Source organism: Lactobacillus sp. C449L, assembly GCF_059900815.1.
The window spans coordinates 13,961-35,912 of record NZ_JBWXGA010000004.1 but is presented as its reverse complement, the minus strand read 5'-3'; the positions used below and the strand labels follow the sequence as shown (position 1 = coordinate 35,912).

18 protein-coding genes are annotated in these 21,952 nt (G+C 36.5%); 7 read left to right on the top strand and 11 right to left on the bottom strand.

Translation table 11 applies throughout. From position 1 onward, the window contains the following. Positions 1-69 precede the first annotated feature (69 nt). The 3 genes from AC2JF9_RS06755 to AC2JF9_RS06745 all read left to right on the top strand — a co-directional run bounded on the left by AC2JF9_RS06755 (position 70) and on the right by AC2JF9_RS06745 (position 1,871). Positions 70-501 carry an HIT family protein gene (locus AC2JF9_RS06755; protein ID WP_500726274.1) on the top strand — a complete coding sequence of 144 codons (432 nt, stop codon included), beginning with the start codon at positions 70-72 and terminating at the stop codon, positions 499-501. A 9-nt stretch (positions 502-510) separates the two neighbouring features. Then, the gene (locus AC2JF9_RS06750) at positions 511-828 is read left to right on the top strand and encodes a hypothetical protein (protein ID WP_500726271.1); all 318 of its coding nucleotides are present in this window, start codon (positions 511-513) and stop codon (positions 826-828) included. A gap of 143 nt (positions 829-971) precedes the next feature. After that, positions 972-1,871 (top strand): peptidylprolyl isomerase PrsA, encoded by a 900-nt coding sequence (locus AC2JF9_RS06745; RefSeq protein ID WP_500726267.1) that lies wholly within the window; start codon positions 972-974, stop codon positions 1,869-1,871. Positions 1,872-1,906: 35 nt separating this feature from the next. Here AC2JF9_RS06745 and AC2JF9_RS06740 read toward each other — a convergent pair whose 3' ends face one another. From AC2JF9_RS06740 to AC2JF9_RS06720, 5 genes are read right to left on the bottom strand one after another with little or no spacing between them, the layout of a single operon-like run. Next, positions 1,907-2,884: a 3'-5' exoribonuclease YhaM family protein gene (locus tag AC2JF9_RS06740; protein ID WP_500726265.1), complete on the bottom strand. Its 978-nt coding sequence runs from the start codon at positions 2,882-2,884 to the stop codon at positions 1,907-1,909. After that, positions 2,877-5,375, bottom strand: coding sequence for an ATP-binding protein (locus tag AC2JF9_RS06735; protein WP_500726263.1), 2,499 nt, complete (start codon positions 5,373-5,375; stop codon positions 2,877-2,879). The genes AC2JF9_RS06740 and AC2JF9_RS06735 overlap by 8 nt, the downstream gene beginning before the upstream one ends. Next, positions 5,362-6,573 carry a metallophosphoesterase family protein gene (locus tag AC2JF9_RS06730; protein ID WP_500726261.1) on the bottom strand — a complete coding sequence of 404 codons (1,212 nt, stop codon included), beginning with the start codon at positions 6,571-6,573 and terminating at the stop codon, positions 5,362-5,364. The genes AC2JF9_RS06735 and AC2JF9_RS06730 overlap by 14 nt, the downstream gene beginning before the upstream one ends. 2 nt (positions 6,574-6,575) lie before the next feature. Next, a complete protein-coding gene (locus AC2JF9_RS06725) occupies positions 6,576-6,932 on the bottom strand; it encodes a YlbF family regulator (protein WP_500726259.1) in 357 nt (118 codons plus the stop codon). Between the two features lie 18 nt (positions 6,933-6,950). After that, entirely contained in the window at positions 6,951-9,008 is a 2,058-nt protein-coding gene (locus tag AC2JF9_RS06720) for a PBP1A family penicillin-binding protein (protein WP_500726257.1), read from the bottom strand. Positions 9,009-9,093: 85 nt separating this feature from the next. On the opposite strand from AC2JF9_RS06720, the gene AC2JF9_RS06715 reads away from it, so the two are divergent. Beyond that, positions 9,094-9,966, top strand: coding sequence for an RluA family pseudouridine synthase (locus tag AC2JF9_RS06715; protein WP_500726255.1), 873 nt, complete (start codon positions 9,094-9,096; stop codon positions 9,964-9,966). A gap of 112 nt (positions 9,967-10,078) precedes the next feature. Here AC2JF9_RS06715 and AC2JF9_RS06710 read toward each other — a convergent pair whose 3' ends face one another. Next, entirely contained in the window at positions 10,079-10,993 is a 915-nt protein-coding gene (locus tag AC2JF9_RS06710) for a proline-specific peptidase family protein (RefSeq protein WP_500726253.1), read from the bottom strand. Positions 10,994-11,033: 40 nt separating this feature from the next. Next, a complete protein-coding gene (locus AC2JF9_RS06705; protein ID WP_500726251.1) occupies positions 11,034-12,803 on the bottom strand; it encodes an oligopeptide ABC transporter substrate-binding protein in 1,770 nt (589 codons plus the stop codon). Positions 12,804-12,978: 175 nt separating this feature from the next. Here AC2JF9_RS06705 and AC2JF9_RS06700 point away from each other — a divergent pair, with 175 nt between their 5' ends. Then, positions 12,979-14,349 carry a serine hydrolase domain-containing protein gene (locus AC2JF9_RS06700; protein WP_500726249.1) on the top strand — a complete coding sequence of 457 codons (1,371 nt, stop codon included), beginning with the start codon at positions 12,979-12,981 and terminating at the stop codon, positions 14,347-14,349. 117 nt (positions 14,350-14,466) lie between these two features. On the opposite strand, the gene AC2JF9_RS06695 is transcribed toward AC2JF9_RS06700, so the two are convergent. After that, entirely contained in the window at positions 14,467-16,293 is a 1,827-nt protein-coding gene (locus AC2JF9_RS06695; RefSeq protein ID WP_500726247.1) for an FAD-binding protein, read from the bottom strand. A 115-nt stretch (positions 16,294-16,408) separates the two neighbouring features. Here AC2JF9_RS06695 and AC2JF9_RS06690 point away from each other — a divergent pair, with 115 nt between their 5' ends. After that, positions 16,409-17,329, top strand: coding sequence for a LysR family transcriptional regulator (locus AC2JF9_RS06690; protein ID WP_500726245.1), 921 nt, complete (start codon positions 16,409-16,411; stop codon positions 17,327-17,329). A gap of 156 nt (positions 17,330-17,485) precedes the next feature. Here the strand turns inward: AC2JF9_RS06690 and AC2JF9_RS06685 are convergent, their stop codons facing one another. Beyond that, positions 17,486-18,349: an aldo/keto reductase gene (locus AC2JF9_RS06685; protein ID WP_500726243.1), complete on the bottom strand. Its 864-nt coding sequence runs from the start codon at positions 18,347-18,349 to the stop codon at positions 17,486-17,488. A 154-nt stretch (positions 18,350-18,503) separates the two neighbouring features. Here AC2JF9_RS06685 and AC2JF9_RS06680 point away from each other — a divergent pair, with 154 nt between their 5' ends. Next, positions 18,504-19,073, top strand: a complete 570-nt coding sequence (locus tag AC2JF9_RS06680) for a histidine phosphatase family protein (RefSeq protein WP_500726241.1) — start codon at positions 18,504-18,506, stop codon at positions 19,071-19,073. A gap of 104 nt (positions 19,074-19,177) precedes the next feature. On the opposite strand, the gene fba is transcribed toward AC2JF9_RS06680, so the two are convergent. Further along, on the bottom strand, positions 19,178-20,092 hold the full coding sequence (gene fba, locus AC2JF9_RS06675) for a class II fructose-1,6-bisphosphate aldolase (RefSeq protein WP_500726239.1): 915 nt from the start codon (positions 20,090-20,092) through the stop codon (positions 19,178-19,180). A gap of 100 nt (positions 20,093-20,192) precedes the next feature. Beyond that, positions 20,193-21,878: an arginine--tRNA ligase gene (argS, locus tag AC2JF9_RS06670; protein WP_500726236.1), complete on the bottom strand. Its 1,686-nt coding sequence runs from the start codon at positions 21,876-21,878 to the stop codon at positions 20,193-20,195. Between the last annotated feature and the right edge of the window lie 74 nt (positions 21,879-21,952).

Genomic DNA, 21,952 nt, shown 5'->3' with positions numbered 1-21,952 from the left:
ATTTTATATGATAGCATGATATTAGGGTAAACTAAATTTTAAAATTAAGAGGTTCTTAAGAGGTTTGATATGGAGAAATTAGAGAAAGATTGTTTATTTTGCAAGATTATTCGCGGTGAAGTTCCAAGCTATACTGTTTTTGAAAATAATGACGTAAAGGCATTTCTAGACTTATCACAAGTAAACCCAGGACATACATTAATGATACCTAAAAAGCACATTGCTAACTTATTTGATTATTCTACTGAAGATGCCCAACGTTTTTTACAATACGTTCCAATGGTGGCTAATGCAATTAAAAACTATGACCCTAAAATCACGGGTATGAACATCAGTACTAATAATGGTGCAAGTGCAAATCAAGTAGTTATGCATTCTCATGTTCACTTTGTCCCTCGTTTTGAAGGTGACGGATTGAAAGTAATTACTCGTAACAATGAAGCGGATTATGAGGACGCTGATTATCAAAAAATTGCTGACGCAATTCAGGCACAATTTTAAGGAGATATTATGAAACACTTTAGTTTAGGCTTGGCCGTTGGTGCTGGCTTTGGAATGGTTTTATCACTATTTAAAGATCAACATGGTCACCGCTTAGGGCGGCCAATTCAAAAACAGTTTTCTGGAACTAAAAATGACCTCGATGATTTAACTCAGGCAATCAATAAATTAAAGATTGCCCAGCAAGAATTAACCAATGCTCTCCCCAACGCGCAAATCGCGTACACCGAGTTAGAAAAAGAAATTGAATACTACCAAATCAGTATTTCTCGTTTAATATCTAAGTTGCAAGAACAGGCGGGAACACTTAAAAAAGAAGCTGGCTAAGCAAGATTATTCAAATAATATAAAAAATATTAAAGAAAGTTTGATTTTTTAGTGAAATTATCGATTTTAAAAACCTGATCAGCCAGTTTATGTTATATTAATTGTCGGTGACTTAGTTTATTAAGGATGTGGAGAATTACTTTATGAAGAATTATATTAAAAAAATAGCTGCCGTTGCCGCTGTAACAGGTATTGCTTTGTCAACCACAGCTTGTTCTAGTGGTGGTGAAACTGTAGCCTCATACAAAGGTGGCAAAATTACCCAACAGCAATATTATGACGAAATGAAGAAGTCACAAGCTGGTAAAACTGCTCTAGCTAACATGATTATTAACAATGTTTTAGATGAGCAATATGGCAGCAAGGTTTCTAAGAAACAAGTTGACAAACAGTTTAATACTTACAAGAAGCAATACGGTTCACAATTTAGCGCTGTTTTGGAGCAAAATGGCATGACAGTTTCAAGTTTTAAACGCAACTTGAAGACTAACTTGCTTAGTGAAGTTGCTTTAAAGGATGTTAAGAAGATTTCCAAGAGTCAAGAAGAAAAGGCTTGGAAGTCATATCAACCAAAAGTAACTGTTCAACATATTTTAGTTTCTAAAAAGTCGCAAGCCGAAACAATTATCAAGGAACTTGATGCGGGTAAGAGCTTCAAGAGCTTAGTTAAAAAGTATTCGCTTGATACGGGTACCAAGAACAATGAGGGTAAATTACCTGCTTTTGATTCAACTGACACAAGTTTAGACCCAGCATTTAAAAATGCTGCCTTCAAGCTTAAGACTGGTAAAACCACTTCTAGCCCAGTTAAATCTCAATCTGGTTACCATGTGATTAGAATGATTAAACACCCTGGTAAAGGCACATTTGCTTCTCACAAGAAGGAAATTGATGATGCAATTTACCGTTCGATGGCTCAAGACCAAGAAACAATGCGTAGCGTAATTTCGACAGTTCTTAAAAAAGCTGATGTTTCAATCAAAGACGATGACTTGAAGAATGTTCTCTCGTCCTACGTTACTACTTCAGATTCAAAGAAATAGTAAATTAAAAAAGAAGTTCAATTGAACTTCTTTTTTTACTCTAAATTTTTCGATTTAGTTAATGGCTCGTCAACTTTTGGCCGATAGAATTTGCGTCCGCCTTGACTCATAATGCTGTCGGTAAAGTCACCTGGACGCGTGTGCTGAAGTGCATTGGTAATCGCATAGATTGCAGCATCTAAGTCATCAATACGGTGTAATAATTCAGCTTCTAAAAGTGCCGGTAATTTCGGAGAACCGTATTCAAACTTGCCGTGGTGCGCTAAAACCATATGGCGTAAAAGCAAAACATCTTCCGACTCTAAGTCAAAATTAAGTTCTTTAGCCGTTAGCATAATTTGTTCATCAATTAGAACTAGATGACCGACCAAATTTCCTTCGGTTGTATACTGAGTAGCTGCGGGGCCTGACAACTCTAAAACTTTACCCATATCATGCAATATGCAGCCAGCATATAGTAACGAGCGGTCAATTTGAGAATAATTATCAGCCAACCCTTTAGCATCCCTTAACATTGACAAGGTGTGATAAGCTAACCCTCCTCTAACCGCATGGTGGTTGCTTTTACCTGCAGGATAGTCGAAAAAACGCTCATCCCATTTTTTCAGTAATGATCGGACAATTCGATTCCAAGTTGGATTCAGAATTTCAAACACATACTGATTAATTTCTTCTTTCATTGAAGATATTTTTTCAGGTGCCGATTTAATAAACTGGTTTAAGTCATATCCTTCTTCCGGACCGACCACACGTAGACTATAAATTTTAATTTGCGGCTGGCTTTGATACTCTTCCCGCTTACCATCTAATTCGACAATCGTACCTGCACTAAAAGTGGCAGCATCCTGATTAGTCGCGTCCCAAAAATTACCACGAATTTCACCAGAAGAATCGCTAAACGACATCGCCAAATACAGCTTACCTTTCTTAGTATGCCGTAATTGCGAATTCTTGATTAAAACAACTGCCTCAAATTCTTCGCCATCATTATAATCTAGCAAACGTTTATACATTATCGGTTCCTTTCGTAAAAGTCAGTGGTTGAAGCTGCAGCTTTTCAACTAAACTAGATTGTGCCGTAAAAATCAACACTTGATTGTTTTCAGCAACTTGCTTCAGTAATTGGTTAATTTGATCAACTCTTTGATCATCAAAATTAACAAATGAATCATCAATTAAAATTGGTAAGCTAATTTGATCTTTAATTTGTTGAACAAACGCTAACTTTAACGCAAAATACAATTGTTCGGAAGTACCTCGGGACAAATACTGAACCTTGATTTTCTTACCGTCAACACGTGTAATTGTTATTTCCTTGTCAATTTCAATATTATTATACCGATTATTCGTTAACAGTCGCAAATATTCTTTTGCAGCAACTAGCATTTTAGGGAAGCGCTCGTTTGATGCTAAGTCTAAAGCCCGCGCAATCCACTTAGAAGCAGAGAGATTAGCTAGATATTCAACACTCAATTTCTGAAATTGCGTTTGCGTATTAGCTAATTCTTGTTTCGCCTTATAAACCGAACTAGAATTAGCTAAGCTGGTCATTTTAACATTGATTTCCGCAATTTTTGTTTGTAACTGACTAATCGAAGCTTGCTGGCGCTTAATTTTAAGTTCAAGTTCAGCTTGTTTCTTATTAGCTAACGAAGTATTTGCTTGTAACTCCTTTAGCTGGGACATGTCTTGCTCTAAATTGGCTGTTAATACTTTTATTTTAGTTTTAAGGGCAGCCTGTTTTTGCTTTTTAGCTTGCAAAAATTTATATTGCTCCATATCGACAACATGAGCCTCAGCCAAAGTGGCTCGCAGTTTAAGTTCTGTTTCCTTTAACCTCTCATTATTTTCTTTGATAGTGTTTTGAAAACTAACTCTTTTTTCAACTTGCTGTCGAGCTGTAGATAGATGTGTTTCAATTAGGTCAAGGGCAGCAATTAATGATTCAAAATCTGTTGCGATTGGCTTAAGTAGAATATCACCAATTTGTTCCGCTAACTTATGCGTTTGTTTCTTTAAATCATCTTCTTGCTGTTTGGTTGCTAATTTATTTTGTTCTTGTAATTGATACTGACGCCAGGCGTTGATTAAATTGTGAATGTCAAGACGATCTATCTGTAGTCCATATTTATGTATAAAATCAGTTCGAATATTTTCTTTTTGAGATCTTTTTGCTTCAAATTCACGCTGAAGATTCTTTTCTTTTCTTTGCCTAAATAGACCAACTACAACTGCACTAATCCCAGCTATTAAGCCTATTCCACCTGCCAAAGGCATTTTTGACAACAGGATAATTCCAATGAAAATAAATGCCAATCCACCTGCAAGCCAATATAGGCCTATCTTACTCGTAGAAAATACTTCATTTTTATTTTTAGGTAGTTGGTCAAATTCATTTTGAAGTTTGATAATTTCATCTTGATTCATATCAGCAATTTGAGCTAAATCAGGATTAAGAGCAATTAGTTGTTGTTCCTCACTAGTAATTTGTTGCTGCTTTTGCTCGCAACTATGATATTCTGATCGCCATTGTAAAACTTCGGGTTTTCTTTGGACTAATTTGTTTGCTCTCTCACTATCAATATTTTCTTGTTTAAGCTTTTCAAGACTGTTTTGTAATTCTTGATTATTCTTTTTTAAATTTTCAACTTGCAAAACCAGACTTTGCGCTGATTCATATTGTTCTTGGTCAAAATTAACAGGTTCAATCTGAGCTTTTAACTCAGTGAGCTCTTGATAGTTTGGCAACAGTTTTTGCAACTGTTGCAGACGATTAAGTTCTTTTTGCAAAACCTGTAAATCTTGATCTTGCTTTTTCAGAGCCTGAGTACTTTCAACATACTGACTATTTAATTCCTTATAGTCGATGAACTCATTCTCAGCCATGTCAACTTGTGCTCTTTGATTTTTAAGCTGCACTAACAGGCGGTTAAGTGGTGGCTTACTACCAGCTTTTTTAAACAAATCGCTTGCCTTTTTAGCAAAATCGTCACGCAAATCAATCAGTTTATCACTATTAGCTGCACCTAAATAATAGATTCGTTCAAGTAAATCAGTCTGTTGAATCTTGTTAACCTTGGCTAACATATCCTGATTAAAAATAAAACTATCGGCATAAAAATCGCCATCAATATTTTTTATTTGATCAAAAAAAGTACTTTCGGGAACAATTTGGTTATTCCTTTTAACTGTTAAGGTGCCAAGCTTAGAGCCTTTACCACTAGCATATAATCTCTCTAGTTCATAGCTGTCGCCCTGATTATTTTCAAAAAACAGTGAGCCACCCATTGGACTCACACGCGCAAGTGGTTGGTAATCTTCAAAAAAAGCTGAGTTTTGACTTGCTAAGTGAAAGCCAAACATTATCTGCTTAATAAAGGCAACAATTGTACTTTTTCCAGCCTCGTTTTTGCCAAAAAAAACATTAAGCTTTGAGTTAGTTAAATCAAAATCGAAGTTAGAGAATTGACCAAAGTTGACAATTTTAATCTTAGTTAACTTCATCGCTGATTCCTTTCAACTTGCTGTCTAATTTCACTTCAGTTAGTTGTTTTACTTCCTGCAAAAATTGCGGGTTACGCACCAACTCCTCAGAAAGCTGATCTTTTTTGGCCCAATCTTTACACATAGTGGCAAAGTAATCAGTGGCAAAAACTTCCTGTTCTGCTTGCATAAAATATGCCTGGTCATTCTCAGAGATTTCAAGATGACTATTAGTTTTATAGCGAATATCAACTAACTGCGAATTATTTGCGAGCTGATTGGAAATCATCTGCCAAAAATCTGTTTCTTGAACAAGTTCACGTTCCTTTTCATTCAGAAATTCCGCACCACTAATTTGTAAACTAAAATAAGTAGTTTCGGTAGCAACCAAATTTATTAAGACTTTGTCCTGTAGATCCGTTTGACTTAACGGCTCATGAAGCTCAACTAGAGCTTTTTGCCAGACGATTGGACTAGTTTGAACGAATTTGATTCTGGTTACCCTAGTTTGTTCATTAATTTCGCCTAAATAGCAGCCTTTGGCACCAGTTTCATTAATATGTCGGCCTTGCAAGTTTCCGGAATACACAATTAGCGGAACTTCCGCCAAGGTTTGCCGAAGATGAATGTGCCCTAAAGCGAAATAATCATAATTTAGTTCTTTAATTTCAGTTAAATTAAATGGCGCATAAACATTTTGCGCACTTTTGCCTGTTTTTTCTTGTGCATGCATTAACCCAAAGGTATAATGTTCACTTTTATTGGGAAAATCACCCATTTTATCTTCAGTAATATGATTTTTAAAGTAGGAAAAACCAGTCACATCATAAGTAAAACCACTTTTTGTGTGATAAGTAACTGTTTCAACTTTTTCATTATTTCCAAGTAGCTTAAAATATGGACTTACTGGTACCAGCAAATCAGCTTCTTGCATGTGATCATGATTGCCAAAAATCATTACTACTTGAATTTGGGCATCCGTCAAACGTTTGATTTGTTGGGCAAAAAAAATCTGACTGCTTGGATTAGGACGCGCACTATCAAAAGTATCACCCGCAATTAACACCAAATCAACATTTTCTTGCAAAGCTAAATCAATTACGCGCGTTAAAGACTGATTGGGTGCCTGATGAATTGATGAAGAATCTCTAGATGGCAAAAAAGATAGTCCCAAAAATGGACTATCTAAATGCGCATCGGCAAAATGGATAAATTTCATAATTAGTTAGAGCTTCTAAGTCCATTAAACAAATCATTAATTGGTTTAGTGATTACTTTTTGGACATCTTCAACTGTCTTATATAAACCCTGTTCAGCTTGTAAAAGCTTGAGAATTTGCGGATCTTTTTGAACATCGTCGTTTAATTTTTGATATTCAGTTTGCATTTCTTCAGACAGTTCCTGACCTTGGGCTTGCGCATTCATGATTTTGCTTTGAATTTGATCCATTTTTCTAAAAAGGTCAGTACTTTCAGCACTATTTTCAACCGCCTCGATTGCTTCTTGCAAAGCCTTATATTCGTCAATTTCTTGTATATCCGAAGCTAATTGATTAGCTGAGTCATAAACGTTTACCATAGATAATTATCCTCCTAATTATTGGCCAAAAAGCCCTCTCAAGCTATTATACCATTCATTTAGCTTTTCTCCCGCAGATCCTATGCCTTTTTCGATTCGATCTCCTAGTCCGTTTGTCCAATCTGAATTAGCACCATTATTTTGCAAAATTTGTCTTGGTGATTTTTCAGTAAATTGGTTTTGAGCAGTATAAGGTAATATCCCTTCCATCTCTGCTTTATAAAGGCGAGTAATTTCGGTTTCTGAAACACCGTGCATAAAGTGCTGTTTATTAGTCCGATCATAGCCAACCCAAGTGGCAACAACTACATCTGGGGTATAACCAACAATCCACTGGTCCTTGGTACCAAAGCCATAGGAATTAGGCACCTCAGTAGATCCAGTTTTACCAGCAACCCGATAACCAGCAGGCTGAGCTGATGTTCCAGTTCCACCTGAAAATACGCCTAGTAGCATAGTTGTCATTTCTTTAGCAGTATTTTCAGAAATGATTCGGTGCTTACCAATATCGTGGTTCTCAGCAATCACATTGCCACTGGCATCAGTAATTTTAGTAATGAAATACGAGTTATTTGGCAAATTGCCCTTGTTGGCAAAAGCTGAATAAGCACGCGCCATTTGAAGTGGTGACACTCCAGTCGATAAACCACCCAGTGCTAATGCTAAGTTTTGATCTTCTTTTGGAACTTTGATGCCAAAGTTACTTGCAGATTGAACACCTTTAGAAACCCCAATACGGTCAAGCAGCCAAACAGCAGGTACATTTTTACTTTGGGCTAACGCAACATACATTGGAATTTTAGGTGAATAGCCATTATCAACATTATGAGGTTCATAGCCATTTTTGCCAAAGCGCTGTAACTTGTTAGAAAGTTCAGAATCATAATGATAACCTTGCTGCAAAGCAGGTGCATAAGAAACAATTGGCTTAATTGCGGATCCTGGTTGTCGTTTCATTTGCGTAGCCCGATTATAGCCACGGAAAACGTGTTTTCCGCGTCCACCTATCACGGCTCTGACAGCACCAGTATTGGGATCCATTACTACACTGGCACCTTGGGTTTTAGTTCCATCGGAAGAACCTTGTGGAAATAACCAATCTTGTGTGAATTTATCTTGCAGTTGCCCTTGATAATTCTGGTTGAGAGTAGTGTATATCCGTAGGCCTTTATTCATAACATCTTCTTCTTTTAGGCCGTAACGTTGAATTGCTTCATCAACAACCGCATCGAAGAAATATGGATAACGATAGCCATCTTGATTTTGATAAGTGTCTCTTAACACTAAGCCCTGACTTTTGACCATTTTTGCCTGCGAAGCAGACAGTTTTTTATTACTTACCATCAAGTCTAGAACCAAGTTTCGACGAGATAGGGAATAATTCATGTGGTCAATTGGGTTGTACTTACTTGGATTACGCAAAATCGCAGCTAAAGCAGCTCCTTCACCAACTGTTAATTCGCTAGCGTTTTTGCCAAAGTACTTTTGACTAGCATCCTGCACGCCCCAAACACCATTACCGAAATAAGCGTTATTAAGATACATAGTCAAAATATCTTTTTTAGAGTAAACATGAGTAATTTCAACCGCAAAAAAGAGCTCCTCGACTTTTCGCGAAAGGGTCTGGCGTTGCGTTAACAATGCATTTTTTGCAAGCTGTTGGGTAAGCGTTGAACCGCCACCAGAAATCTGGCCACGATGCACGACGAGGCCAAGTGCTGCCCGTCCCATTCCCTTAATACTGAAACCAGGATTTTTCCAAAAAGTGCGGTCCTCAGTTGAAATAACTGCATTTTTGACATTGGGAGAAATTTTGCTATATTCAACAAAAGTCCCTTTTTGCGAGTATAGATCTCCTGCTTTCTGATTTCTATAATCATAAATAGCAGTCGTCGCTGATAAAGAGGCCTTTAAATTTGAAATATTTGATGTTTTCACTTTGACGGTATAATAGGTACAAACCAAAAGTGTCATGCTGAGCAGGATCAGAATAATCCAACGCCCGATAAAAAAACGGCTGTCAAAACGGTGCCATAAGCCACCAAGCACGCTTTTCTTTGGTTCATTATTTTCCATTTTATCTGCTCCTTTTAGAAACAACTAAAATTGTATCATATCAGAGAGTATTGCTTTTGTTTTCAGAGAGATTTAATAAATATTTATGAGCTATTATTTTACACTATATTACCCCAAAAATCGCAAACCGTGTTCTGTAAATGAACTTTTGTGCAGGCTATTAGTTCCACGCAAGTGGAGACACTATTTGCGCGTCAAGCAGCAGGTATTAATTAACGGTTCTTATCATTATTTTAATCAACTAATTAAACCAGGGGATAAAATTGAACTCTTTTTAGATGATGTCGAGTCAGAACAAAAGGAATATCCTGAAAGTGGGCAGCTACCTGATGTAGTTTTTGAAGATGCTGATTTACTAATCATTAACAAACCAGCTGGTCAAAAAACGCATCCTAACTTAGACGAAACTAACACCGCACTAAACGATTGCGCTACCTATTTAAAGCACACGCCTTTTATCGTACACCGTTTAGACATGCTGACAAGTGGTTTGCTTCTCGTGGCTAAAAATCCAGCTGTGGTACCGATTTTGAATCGTGAATTAACCACCAAAAAATTTCAGCGAGAGTATTTAGCACTGGTTAATCATGCTGAAAATTTGCAAGATTCGGGAATAATTGATTTACCCATAGGCCGTAATCCTCTCGATCAACGGAAGCGAATGGTAAAAGACGATGGGCTCAAGTCAATTACCCACTACCAAGTTTTAAAACGTAATAGTGATCAAACTGCACTAGTTAAACTCGCACTTGAAACCGGACGAACTCACCAAATTCGAGTTCATTTAGCAGCAATTGGTTGTCCAATTATAGGTGATCCATTATATAATTCCCATCATATTGACGCCGAAGAGTTTTTACATTTGACCGCATACCAAATGTCCTTAACAAAGCCATTTAGCTTCGAGCAAATTAAAGTCAAACTACCTGAAGAAAAAGTACTGTTGCTAAACAACTAAAAAGCCATGAGATTGTTCTCATGGCTTTTTTAAACTAAATTATTTCGACAAATTTCTAACAAAAAATACACTATAAGACTTTTTTGTTTGTTAAAAGGCAAACTAAGAATAATTATTCACCTTTAAAAGTTCCAGCTTCAACTTCTCTGATAAAGTCCGCTACATGTTTGTAGTAAACGTCAGGATTATCTACCATGTGGTGATGACCAGCATTTGGCGTAGTTACTAACCGTGAATTAGGAATTTCTTTTTGCATAATTCTAGCCGTTTCTAATGGCATCGTATCCTCTTCACCAAAAGTTAGCAGAGTTGGCATCTTGATTTCCTTCAAGTACTTTCTGAAGTGCCAATCTTTTAGCTTACCGGTAACGACAAACTCATTATCACCTTGGAAAGCATGGTATACTGGTAAGCCACCAATACGCTTGATGTGATACAACTTGCACGGCTGACGACGATCAAGGAAATTAATGTTCAAAATTTGCACATCTTCTTGGTAACGCTTGTTGTCGTAGTCGTTATTTGCCTCACACTCACGCATAAAATCAATTTCCGTTTGAGGGAAAATTTCTTGGCGGCGGCGGTTGATTGATTCGATGTAATCATCAGTATCGTCGACCATTGAAGAAATAATCGTGCCTTTGAGGTGTTGTCCGTACTTAACGGCATATTCTTGGGCTAAAAGACCGCCCCAGCTTTGACCAATTAAATAACAATTGTCAAGGCCAAGTTTGTCTCTAACTTCGTCTACTTCATCAAGGAAGTACTCGTAAGTTAAGTACTTGGCAGCAATTTCGGGATCATCATAGTCTGGTTGATCAGAATAAAGTGATCCTAGCTGATCATACATCGTAACTTGGACATTTAATCCTTGTTTTGCTAACTGATCAGCAGCATCTTCCCAGTATTCATGGTTGCCACCAGGACCACCATGCAAAGCCAATAAATGAATATCACCTTCACCTTGAGTACTCGTCCATAAGTGATAACCGTTATCTAAAGTGATAATTTTTGATCCTGTTCTCATTATTTAGTCTAGTTCCCTTCTAGTCTAAGTTATTTAAAAATTATTTAGCATAGCCAACATTGTACCATAATGGATGGCCGTTATTGCCTTGTGATGGTTTCAAGGAATAACCAGAAATCTTGTCATTAACAGCCGTAATTTGGTATGAATTATCAATTGGAATGACATATGCTTCTTCGTTCATGTACTGTTGCCATTCGTGGAATTTTTGAACACGGTATTTATGGTTAAAGGCTTTTTGCGAGTTCATTTCACTTAACAGCTTGTTATTCTTAGCAGTAACATAGCGAGTCATGTTGAATGGAGCTGATTCACTGTAGTAAGGATGTGGCGATGGCTCTGTTGGGGTTGACCAACCGCCGATGTACATATCAATACCTTTATCGTCATGTTGAAGCTTGTCATAGAATGAGTTGTGCTCAATCAAACGACCGGTTGCAAGTTTAACATTTAAGCCGGCCTTGTGCCATTGTTGAATGTAGTTTTGAATGATTGGTTCCTTAGTTGAATCCCCAGTCATTGCAGCTACATAAATGGTTAAAGGCTTACCATTTGGTTGAACACGCCATTTGCCTTTCTTCTTGTAACCGGCTTTATCTAAGATTTCATTCGCCTTTTTCAGGTTAAAGTCATAACCCTTAGCACTCTTGTCGTAGTAGTCTCCGAACTGCTCAGGAATCAGGGTTTTAACTCTAAAAGTAAGTGAACTAGTATAGCGCTTATTAACAGCGTCAACGTTCATTGCATAACCAATTGCCTGACGCAAAGCCTTATTATTCATTTTGGCTTTAGGGTTCATAACATTCTTGGTTGCCTCTGCATCCCACTTACCTAATTTAAATCCTAAGTAGTGATAAGCAATTGGAATTTGGGCAACAAAGTTAACATCTTTGGTATCTTTTACTTGTGGCCATTGTGTGTTAATAACTGGAATTACATCAAATTTGTGGCTCTTGATTGCTTGCGAAGCTGAATTAGGTGAAATTACCGAAACCACAATTTTATCTAGTTTTGGTTTGCCACGCCAATAATATGGGTTTGGTACCCAGGTAGCAGATTGACCGCGAACCAATTTCTCCATCTTGTAAGGGCCAAAGAACAATGGATTCTTTCTAATTTTGTCAGATGATTTTAATTTAGAAAACGGAACGTCTTTTAAGTAGTGATACGGTTCAACTGCTTCCCATAAGGACCGACTACCGGCGTTAGTCATACTTGGGCTAAGCTCATTAAAGTGCATAACAATCTTGCGACCATTTTCGCCGTCTGGCATTTCAATTCCTGAGATTGTCTTTGCCTTGCCTTCGTGATATTCTTTCAATCCCTTTAAAACTTCAAATTGACTACTATATCGTTGACATTCAGTTGCTTTATTAGCCAAAATTTCATAGGCATACTCATAGTCTTTAGCAACTACAGGCTTACCATCAGACCATTTAACGCCTTTTTTAATATTTATAGTAATTGTTTTATTCTTTAAATCCAATTTACGAGTTGCGGCGCCTTTATCGGTAACTTTATAGTGATCATCACTATCAAATAAAGTCTCTTGACCAGGAGAAGCAACCATTGAATCAACATCTTCAGAAGACATTTCTTGGGAAAAAATACCAGAAAATGGCGTATCAGTTTCGACAGCAATTTTAACAGTACCACCTTGTTTAATTTCTTTTTTAGGAGTTTCTACAGGAAACTTAGAAACAGACTTAGTGTCATCATTAGTTGCATCATTGTTTTTACCACATCCAACCAATGCTACTGCCGACAAACTCAAAATACCAATTGAGGTAAGTAATTTGTTTTTTTTCATATTCTCTCTCATTTCTGTATCAATTTATTTTATTACGTTAACAAATATATCATAATAATTAAATAATTACATCACAATTCAAAAATTAATATTTAATTTTGCTTATGAGTAGAGTAAGATGTTACGTAAGAGACTGTTTTGCTGTCTTTAGAGATTAATAACACAAGGAGAAGTAATGAATAATCAGAAAATAGATGATTTTGCCCATAAGGTAATGGCCTCTTTTAATTTGCCTAGTTTGGGCTTTGGTGTTTATCACAAGAATGAAAGTTTCAGTCAGGTATATGGTGAAGCTAACAAAGATAGTCTCTATCCATTGGCTTCAATTTCTAAGTCCTTTTTAGCTACTGCAATTTGTCAATTAGCAGATGAAGGAAAAATTGATTTAGATGATCCACTAAAAAAATACTGGCCGGACTTTAAATTAGTGGATAAGTATGCGGAAGACCATTTAACTTTTAGGGATGCACTAAGTCATCAAAGTGGGCTGCCAGCTCATGATTTGATGCGTTTTACCAATATGAATAAACATGATCTTACATTAAAAGAAAAAGCTGAACACGTTGGCTATTTGCAACCTAATCACGAACTGCGTTACAAGATGCAATATAGCAACCTAATATACGCAGTAGCAACTTATGTCATGGAACAAGCAATTGGCCAAGATTATGGTTCCTATGAACGTGAACACTTACTTCAGCCTCTTCAGATGAACAATACTTTTATTAATCACCATGAAGCCCCTCGCGATAGAATCCCTAAACCATACATCAGAGATAATGAGGTTACCCAAGAAGTACCTTTTATTGCTCCAGGCAAAGTCGGTGGTGCAAGCAGTATGCTCGCAACTATTTCTGATTTATTAATTTGGGCCAAATTCCAGTTAAAAACTCAACAGTCAACTGATAAAGAAGTAACAGCCCAACGATACATACCGCAATCAATTATGTTGCCTAACCGAGCATATGGTGGTGCCAATTTTGGAGCCTATGGGTTAGGAATGATGATGGAAGACTATCGCGGACACAAGTACTTTTACCACAGTGGCTCATACATTGGATACTGCTCATTCTTAGGGTTCGTACCTGACCTTGACTTGGCCTTTGTTTTTACTACTAATATGGATTCAACTGATTCAATTTTTGCTCTTGCCTACCAAACAATTGATGAGGCCATGGGAATTCGTGATACTGACTGGGCTGACAAAGTAAGCAAAATCATGGTCAAAAAGAACCAAGATCGAGAAGATAAAATTGCTAAACTTAAGGGAAATTCATGCCAAGCAGTTAAAGCAACACAAAAATTAATTGGTGATTACACAAATCCTGGTTATGGTTTAGTTTCACTTTGCGATGAAGATGGTGAATTAAAGGCAACGATTGGCAAGTGGAATTACCCGGTAATTGAAAACGCTGAAGGAAAAATGTTCATTGAAGAAAGGTTATACCAACATGAACTTATTCCAATAAAACTCGGTGAAGGACGGATATACTTACAATCAGACCCAGCACTTGAACAGCCAACTGAATTTATCAAAGTAAAATAAGCTAGGACTTCGAAATCATAAAAAAGCACTACGAAATTAATCGCAGTGCTTTTTTGATAAGGCTGAAGAGCTATTCAAAGATAAAAAGTATATTTAAAAGCAATATAGTTCATTTAGCTATTTTATCTTTTCTAAAGAGTCTTTTACCGCTTCTTTAATTGCTCTACTTGTTTGAGAAGCACCTGAGATTGCATCAACATCATAAGTGTTTTCTTCAACCATTTTCTTCGGTAGTTCTTTTACGGCTTTCAGACCATAATCATCACTCTCAGTTTGCTTTAGTATTTCGACATTCTTTATTTTTCCTTCGTCATTAACAGTAGTCCGCACAACGACACCATCACCCATGCCTTGATTGCTGTATCCTAAATATTGGTTTTTTCCAACTGAATAATTTTGATTAGCTTCATCACTTGTAGCGTCAAAGTCATTGCTTATTACTGCTTCATTTAAATTTACCCCGCCAGCTACAGGTAAGTCCTGTTTTACTTTAGCGGCATTTTCGCCGGCAATTTTACCCGAAATCAAGCAATCGGCTACATTACCGCCAGTTGTATATTTATTTACAAACGGTGAACCTAACTCACCGGCTTCATATAAATGCGGAATTGGTTCCCCATCTGGATTAAGAACTTGGCAGTGACCGTCCCTGCGACCTCCGCCTTGAGTGTTCAACATATTCTGCCTTAATGCAATAGCGTAATATGGTCCACTGTTACTAAATTTTCGCAGTGTTTTTGAATCACGATGAAAAGCATAATCTGTGCCCTGTTCAGCCATAGTATTAAATTCAGAAATCGTATTTTCCAATATATTAGCGTCTTTACCAATTTTTTCAGCTAATTCGGTAATTGAATTAGCTTTAACTGCTTTTTCTAAATATCCAGGAACCTTTAGACCGTCATCGGGCTCATTTTTTAGCTCTTCGTATTTTCTTTGATCAAAAATCATATAAGGGCGTTCTTGATTTAATGGAACAACCCAATCACCATGGTTATAAATATGGCCGTGACGATTCATCTCCGCTTCATTAAAGTAACGTGTACCGTCATCACCTACAACTATCACACTACCAGTCGAACTTTCTTGCCAAAATACATTTAATGCATAAGTAGATCTCATGCCCTCATTTTGGCGAAGCGATAAGCCATGAAATTGACCAAGTGATTCAAATGAACGCATATTCCACAACTGTGCGTTTACCTCTTCCAGCATTTTAATGCCATCACCCTTATTGTATAAGGAGCCTATTGGCGAAAGGTATGGCGCTTGTAAGAAAGTCTGAATCATCTCTTTATTATTTTCAAAACCACCAACGGCTAATACAACACCATTTTTGACTTTAATATTACGTAAAACATGATTGCGCTCAATCTGTACTCCGATAACTGTTTTGGTTACTCCATCTTGAATCAAGTGTTTTGCGGGTGAGGCGTACCAAATATCTATTTGGCTAGAACGATCCAAAACTTTTTGACGCAGTATTTTCCAAAGAGCTGCATCGTCAACTCCCTGATGAACTAAGTAATCATCATAAGAATCCGCATCAGGTAATTCCGGATATTCAGTTACATATGCTATTGATGGGGTGCCGGCCAACATTTCTTTCATACTAACTGGTTCAACGTCCAAATATCTTCTAAAGTAATCGCCCATATTAGCCATACCATCAATCAAGTTATCAAAAGCTTCCTTGTCAGGCTTCAATGGAGACGCAAGATGCTTGTGGTAGTTTTTAAGGGCGTCGTAATCTGTACCCGCACCAACCATTTGTCCAGAATAACGTGTATTTCCACCCTCATGCCCTTCTGGAGCACTATCAACCAAGAGTACCTTAGCGCCGTTATCAGCTGCAAATCTTGCTGCTGTAGCACCTGCTCCACCAAAGCCCAAAACAGCAACATCGTATAAAGCATCCCATTGGAATTTTTCATTATTAGTCATTATAAAATCTCCTCTCTAATTTTGTTGTTTACACTTTCATTTAACACTATAATAGATAGTATGTGAAATACCTAATTATTTAATTTGCTATTACAAAACAGGAATGAGTAGTTTTATGGATAATCGTTTATTAATTTTTTTAGAGACTCTTGAAAGTAGTAATTCTGTTTCTGAAGCAGCACAAAAGCTATATTTAACACAACCTTACATTAGTCGTGTAATTAAAAAATATGAGCAAAAATACAATGTTTTAATACTTAAACGAGATTCGCACCCTATTCAATTAACCCCAGCTGGCCAACTTCTTATCACTTATTTGAGAAGAAGTTCACAATTAGAAAATCAATTGAATAAAGAAATGAAAAAGTTTGAAAAAAGCAGCTTTCCAACTTTGAAAATGGGTATTACTCCACCATTGGGAGAAAACTTTAATTTAGCAATACTACCTGAACTGCTTGAAAAATACCCTAATTTAAAGACAGAAACCCTTGAGTTAAGTACTGCTGATGCTGAAAAAGCTTTTAAAGATGAGCAAATAGACTTATTTGTGGGAAATACTATTCAGCTTCACAATGTTGAAAATCAAAGTTTGCATACCGATACACAAGTATTAGTTCTAGGAAAAAATTCAAAATTATTTAAAAAGAACCAACAAGAAATCATCTTATCACCAACTGATTTTCAAACTCTTAACCATGAAAACTACATAACTGTTGACGGAGAACGACGATATCAAGAAATCATCAACAACTATTTTAGCAATATTGGCATTCATTTTTATCCGCACATCCATGTAAGAGATTCACTCACAGCTCTTAAGTTAGCAGCTCAAGGACTAGGTAATATGACTACTAGTATAGAAGCTGTAAAAGATGGTAAGTATCAAAATATCAATTATATTAAATTACCTGTCGAAGAAGTTAGCATTAATTTTTCTGTATCTACACTTAAGTCAAGTGTTCAACTATCTTCTGAGATAGCAGATGTAGTTAATTTGTTGAAACATAAATTTACAACTAAGATTCTGTCGGTTTGACTGCCTGCTTTAAAAGTAACGCACTATCTTTAAATATAAAAACCAGCTAGATAAATAATCTGGCTGGTTTAATTCTTTAAAAATTATACGATACAAAATTTTCAATTTTGAAAAACATGTTTAATTTCGCTCAAATAACTTAGAGTATTTTAAAATCTATAACTTTCCGCCAAATACTGGAAAATGGCTAGCTGCACCATAGTCCAATGATGATAGTTGTGACAAAGTTGCCATGTCTTCATTACTAATTGCGAAATCAATTTCGGTATTTTGCTTAATATGCTGCGGCTGAGAAGCTTTAGGCAACACTACCGTATTTAATTGCCAGTCATATCTGATACATAATTGCGCAACTGATACTTGATACTTCTTAGCCATTTCACTAATTACTGGATTACTTAGCGCAGCTCCATGAGCGACAGGCGAAAAAGATTCAACTACGATTCCTTGATCTTGTGAGAAGTTAATCAAGTCTTTTGGCGTTTGACCAATATGACATAGAATCTGATTTACCATCGGCTTAATGTCACTGTGATTAATTATATTCTGTAAGTCTTTGGGCTGAAAACTTGAAACGCCAATTGCTCTAAGTTTTCCAGCTTTCAGTGCATCCTCCATTGCCTGCCAGGTCGCGATGTTTCCTTCATAGTGACGGTCTTCCGACTGATTAACTTCTTTCCAGGGTTGCGGATTATGAATAATCATCATATCTAAATAATCTATTTTCATCTTCATCAGTGTTTCATCAATTGATTTTTGGACTAAATTATAGTCTTTAATTTCAGCAGCTATTTTTGAGTTAATAAAGATTTGATCACGAGCAATTCCCGAATTTCTCACTCCTTCAGCAACCCCGGCTTCGTTGCCATATGCTTGAGCTGTATCAATGTGACGATAACCTAGCTTAATAGCTGTTTTCACTACTGATGTAACTTTACTATCGTCTATTTCCCAAGTTCCTAAAGCTAGTTTAGGAATTTTAACACCATTTGCTAATGTTAGAGTTTCATCTAATATCATATTTGACCTCCTTGAAATATTTGACTTGAGTATAGAACTTCAAGCGCACTTTAAGTCAAGAGATACCATAATTTTATTTTTGGATAAGTTACTATTTACCGATAAAATCATTTACAATTAAGATTACGGTTAAAAAAGAAAGGTAATTTTAGTAATGAAATCAATATACTTAGTAAGACACGGACAAACACTATTTAATCTCCAACACAAAATTCAGGGTTTTTGCGATTCTCCCCTCACTCCGCTGGGTAAAAAGCAAGCTCAAACAACTAAAGAAGATTATTTCATCAAGAAACAGATTAATTTGGATGAGGCACACTGTTCCACTTCTGAGCGAGCAATTGATACACTTAAAATAATTACTGATTTGCCATTTGAAACACACAAAAACTTGCGTGAATGGAATTTTGGAACTTATGAAGGAGAAGGTGAACACCTTAATCCACCGTTGCCGTATAACGACTTTTTTGTGCAGTTTGGTGGTGAATCACAAAAACAGCTAATAGCAAGAATTAATCAGGCAGTTACTAGTATTGCCGAATCCACGAAAAATAGGAATATTCTAGTTGTATCTCACGGTGGGGCAATTGGGAACTTCTACAAACATTGGGAAAAATATAACACGTTTGAACGAACAGATCGTATTAAAAATTGCTCCGTTCTCAAATATAACTTTGAAAATGGTGTTTTTCGTTTGCAATCTTTGTTTAATCCTGATTGCTAAAAATGAAGACAGAACTAAAAATTTAGTTCTGTCTTTTTTATAAGCAAAAAGACCAGCCCTACTACAGGACTGGTCTTTAATAAACTTATTAATTTAGATGATAATTATTCTAAGTTTAATGAGCTCTTGTCAAATGCAACAGATTTAATCTTGTCATCAATTGATGGAGTACCTAGCCAAGTAATCATTTCCTTCATCGAGTTAGTGATTGCTTCAGTACCTGGAAGAAGAAGTTTACGAGGGTCGTAACCCTTGTTATTCTTATCTTCATCCTTGTGAGCTTCAAAGTACTTACGAGTTGCTTCTTGGAATGCTAATTGGAATTCAGTGTTAATGTTAACCTTTGAAATACCAAGAGAAATAGCTTTCTTAACTTGTTCTTCAGGAATACCTGAACCACCGTGTAATACCAATGGAACGGGAACTGCATCGGCAATTTCCTTCAAACGATCAAAGTTCAATCCTTTCCAGTCAGCTGGATAAACGCCGTGAATGTTACCGATACCACAAGCAAGCTTGTCTACACCAGCAGCAACGAAAGTTCTAGCATCTTCAACAGAAGCTAATTCGCCACCTTCGGAACCTTGATTTTCACCAATTTTACCAATTTCAGCTTCAACTGAAATTCCACGTTCATGAGCTAACTTAACGATTTCTTTAGTCTTAGCCAAGTTTTCTTCAGTTGGTAAAGCATGACCATCAAACATAACTGATGAGTAGCCAAGTGCGATACACTCTTTAGCAGCTTCAAAATCACCGTGGTCAAGGTTCAATACTACAGGAACAGAAATGTCCATTGCATCCATTGAATCTTCAACTATATCCTTAGCAACCTTGTAGCCACCCATGTACTTAGCAGCTCCCATTGAAACTTGGATTAAAACTGGGGTTCTAGTTTCCTCAGCAGCTTGCAAAATTGCGCGCGTCCATTCCAAGTTGTTAGTGTTATAAGCACCTACTGCATAATGGTTTTTACGAGCATCTTTAAAGATCTGATTACCATTATCTAAATATGCCATTAATAATTACCTCCTATATATCTTACAGTCACATTGTACCGTAATAATGAAACGTTGAGCAATATTTTAATCGATGTAAACGCTATTTTCGAAAATATTTTTACATTTCTTTAGGAGCATTCACACCTAATAATCTCAAGGCCTCAGTCAGCACAATCGACGTAGCTTGAACTAGCGCCAAACGAGTATTGATTTGATCGTCGTCAGTCAAAATTTTAACATTTGCGTAGTATTTATTAAACTTCTTTGCAACATCTAATGCGTATTTGGCAATAACTGATGGTTCGAATTTGTCACTACTACGGGCAACAATTCTTGGAAAGTCAGCAAGTGCTTTAGCCACACTAAATGACCAATCATCATTAATCGCTTTAGCATCAAATTTAGGTATTTGCCCCATTTTAGCAGCTTTGCGTAAAACGCTTTGAGCCCGTGCGTTAGTATATTGCACATATGGTCCAGTATCACCTTCAAAACGAACAACCTCGTCAAGATCAAAGTCAAAATTTTCTACACGGTCGTTTTTTAAATCATGAAAAATAACGGCACCAACACCAACATCGTGAGCAACTTGTTCTTTGTTAGCTAAATCAGGATTTTTTTGATCAATTTGTTTGCGAGCTAGATCAACAGCATCTTTTAAAACTTGATCAAGAAAAACCACATTACCTTTTCTGGTTGATAATTTCTTGCCATTTTGGGTAATCAAACCAAACGGCACATGGTAAATCTCATCTGACCAGTCATAACCCATTTTTTTCAAAACCGCTTTAAGTTCAACAAAGTGATGTGCTTGTTCATTACCAACAACATAGAGCATTTTAACAAAATGATAAGTGTTCATTCGATAAATTGCAGCTGCTAAGTCACGAGTTAAGTAAATGCTACTACCATCAGATTTTACAATCATCGCTGGTGTTTCATCCGCACCCATATCAACAACTTGCGCGCCATGAGATTCATGTAATAAGCCTTTTTCTTTTAATTCATCGATAACTGGTTGCATTTTATCATTATAAAAGGCTTCACCTTTATATGAGTCAAATTCAACACCAAGCTCTTTATAAATACGCTTGAAGTCACTTAGCGAAACATCGCGGAACCACTGCCATAACTCTACCGCTTCTGGATCTCCGTCTTCTAGTTTTTTAAACCAAGCTCGTCCTTCGTCTTCAAGTTCGGGATGTTTTTCAGCTTCTTCATGAAATTTAACATAGTACTTAAAAAGACTCATAATTGGATCTTTTTTAACGTCCTCTTCATTGCCCCAATGCTTATAAGCTGAAATCAACTTTCCAAATTGGGTACCATAATCACCTAAGTGATTAATTTTAATTGGAGTATAACCAACCTTTTTTAAAGTTTCGGCAATTGAATTTCCAATTACAGTTGAACGCAGGTGCCCCATAGACATCGGTTTAGCGATATTAGGACTAGACATGTCAATAGGGACATTTCCTTTACCAAGTTTTTGATCACCAAAATGTTCTTTTTCTGTTAAAACTTGCTGTAAAGTCTGCTTAATTAACTTTTCATGATTAATTGCAAAGTTAACGTAGGGGCCAACTGCTTGAATTTTGGCAAAATCTTCATCGGCTATATTAGCTGCAATTTCAGTAGCAATTTCTGCTGGATTTTTATGTAAAGTTTTTGCTAATACAAAAGCAGGAAATGCATAATCACCCATTTTTTCATTTTTTGGTCTTTCAATCAGTTGATTAATTTCATCTTTTGGTAAATCTACTTGACTAGCAATTAAGTCAACCACTTTATTTTTAAAATTCATGTTTCCTCCAAAGCTCAATAAAAAAGTCTCTTCCTTCAACAACGAAGAAAGAGACGAGGTTTTACCCGCGGTAC

What these genes read in the sequence shown, in the direction of transcription:
- AC2JF9_RS06755 (WP_500726274.1), top strand. Translation starts at nt 70, where the DNA reads ATGGAGAAATTAGAGAAAGATTGTTTATTTTGCAAGATTATTCGCGGT.
- AC2JF9_RS06750 (WP_500726271.1), top strand. Translation starts at nt 511, where the DNA reads ATGAAACACTTTAGTTTAGGCTTGGCCGTTGGTGCTGGCTTTGGAATG.
- AC2JF9_RS06745 (WP_500726267.1), top strand. Translation starts at nt 972, where the DNA reads ATGAAGAATTATATTAAAAAAATAGCTGCCGTTGCCGCTGTAACAGGT.
- AC2JF9_RS06740 (WP_500726265.1), bottom strand. Translation starts at nt 2,884, where the DNA reads ATGTATAAACGTTTGCTAGATTATAATGATGGCGAAGAATTTGAGGCA.
- AC2JF9_RS06735 (WP_500726263.1), bottom strand. Translation starts at nt 5,375, where the DNA reads ATGAAGTTAACTAAGATTAAAATTGTCAACTTTGGTCAATTCTCTAAC.
- AC2JF9_RS06730 (WP_500726261.1), bottom strand. Translation starts at nt 6,573, where the DNA reads ATGAAATTTATCCATTTTGCCGATGCGCATTTAGATAGTCCATTTTTG.
- AC2JF9_RS06725 (WP_500726259.1), bottom strand. Translation starts at nt 6,932, where the DNA reads ATGGTAAACGTTTATGACTCAGCTAATCAATTAGCTTCGGATATACAA.
- AC2JF9_RS06720 (WP_500726257.1), bottom strand. Translation starts at nt 9,008, where the DNA reads ATGGAAAATAATGAACCAAAGAAAAGCGTGCTTGGTGGCTTATGGCAC.
- AC2JF9_RS06715 (WP_500726255.1), top strand. Translation starts at nt 9,094, where the DNA reads ATGAGCTATTATTTTACACTATATTACCCCAAAAATCGCAAACCGTGT.
- AC2JF9_RS06710 (WP_500726253.1), bottom strand. Translation starts at nt 10,993, where the DNA reads ATGAGAACAGGATCAAAAATTATCACTTTAGATAACGGTTATCACTTA.
- AC2JF9_RS06705 (WP_500726251.1), bottom strand. Translation starts at nt 12,803, where the DNA reads ATGAAAAAAAACAAATTACTTACCTCAATTGGTATTTTGAGTTTGTCG.
- AC2JF9_RS06700 (WP_500726249.1), top strand. Translation starts at nt 12,979, where the DNA reads ATGAATAATCAGAAAATAGATGATTTTGCCCATAAGGTAATGGCCTCT.
- AC2JF9_RS06695 (WP_500726247.1), bottom strand. Translation starts at nt 16,293, where the DNA reads ATGACTAATAATGAAAAATTCCAATGGGATGCTTTATACGATGTTGCT.
- AC2JF9_RS06690 (WP_500726245.1), top strand. Translation starts at nt 16,409, where the DNA reads ATGGATAATCGTTTATTAATTTTTTTAGAGACTCTTGAAAGTAGTAAT.
- AC2JF9_RS06685 (WP_500726243.1), bottom strand. Translation starts at nt 18,349, where the DNA reads ATGATATTAGATGAAACTCTAACATTAGCAAATGGTGTTAAAATTCCT.
- AC2JF9_RS06680 (WP_500726241.1), top strand. Translation starts at nt 18,504, where the DNA reads ATGAAATCAATATACTTAGTAAGACACGGACAAACACTATTTAATCTC.
- fba (WP_500726239.1), bottom strand. Translation starts at nt 20,092, where the DNA reads ATGGCATATTTAGATAATGGTAATCAGATCTTTAAAGATGCTCGTAAA.
- argS (WP_500726236.1), bottom strand. Translation starts at nt 21,878, where the DNA reads ATGAATTTTAAAAATAAAGTGGTTGACTTAATTGCTAGTCAAGTAGAT.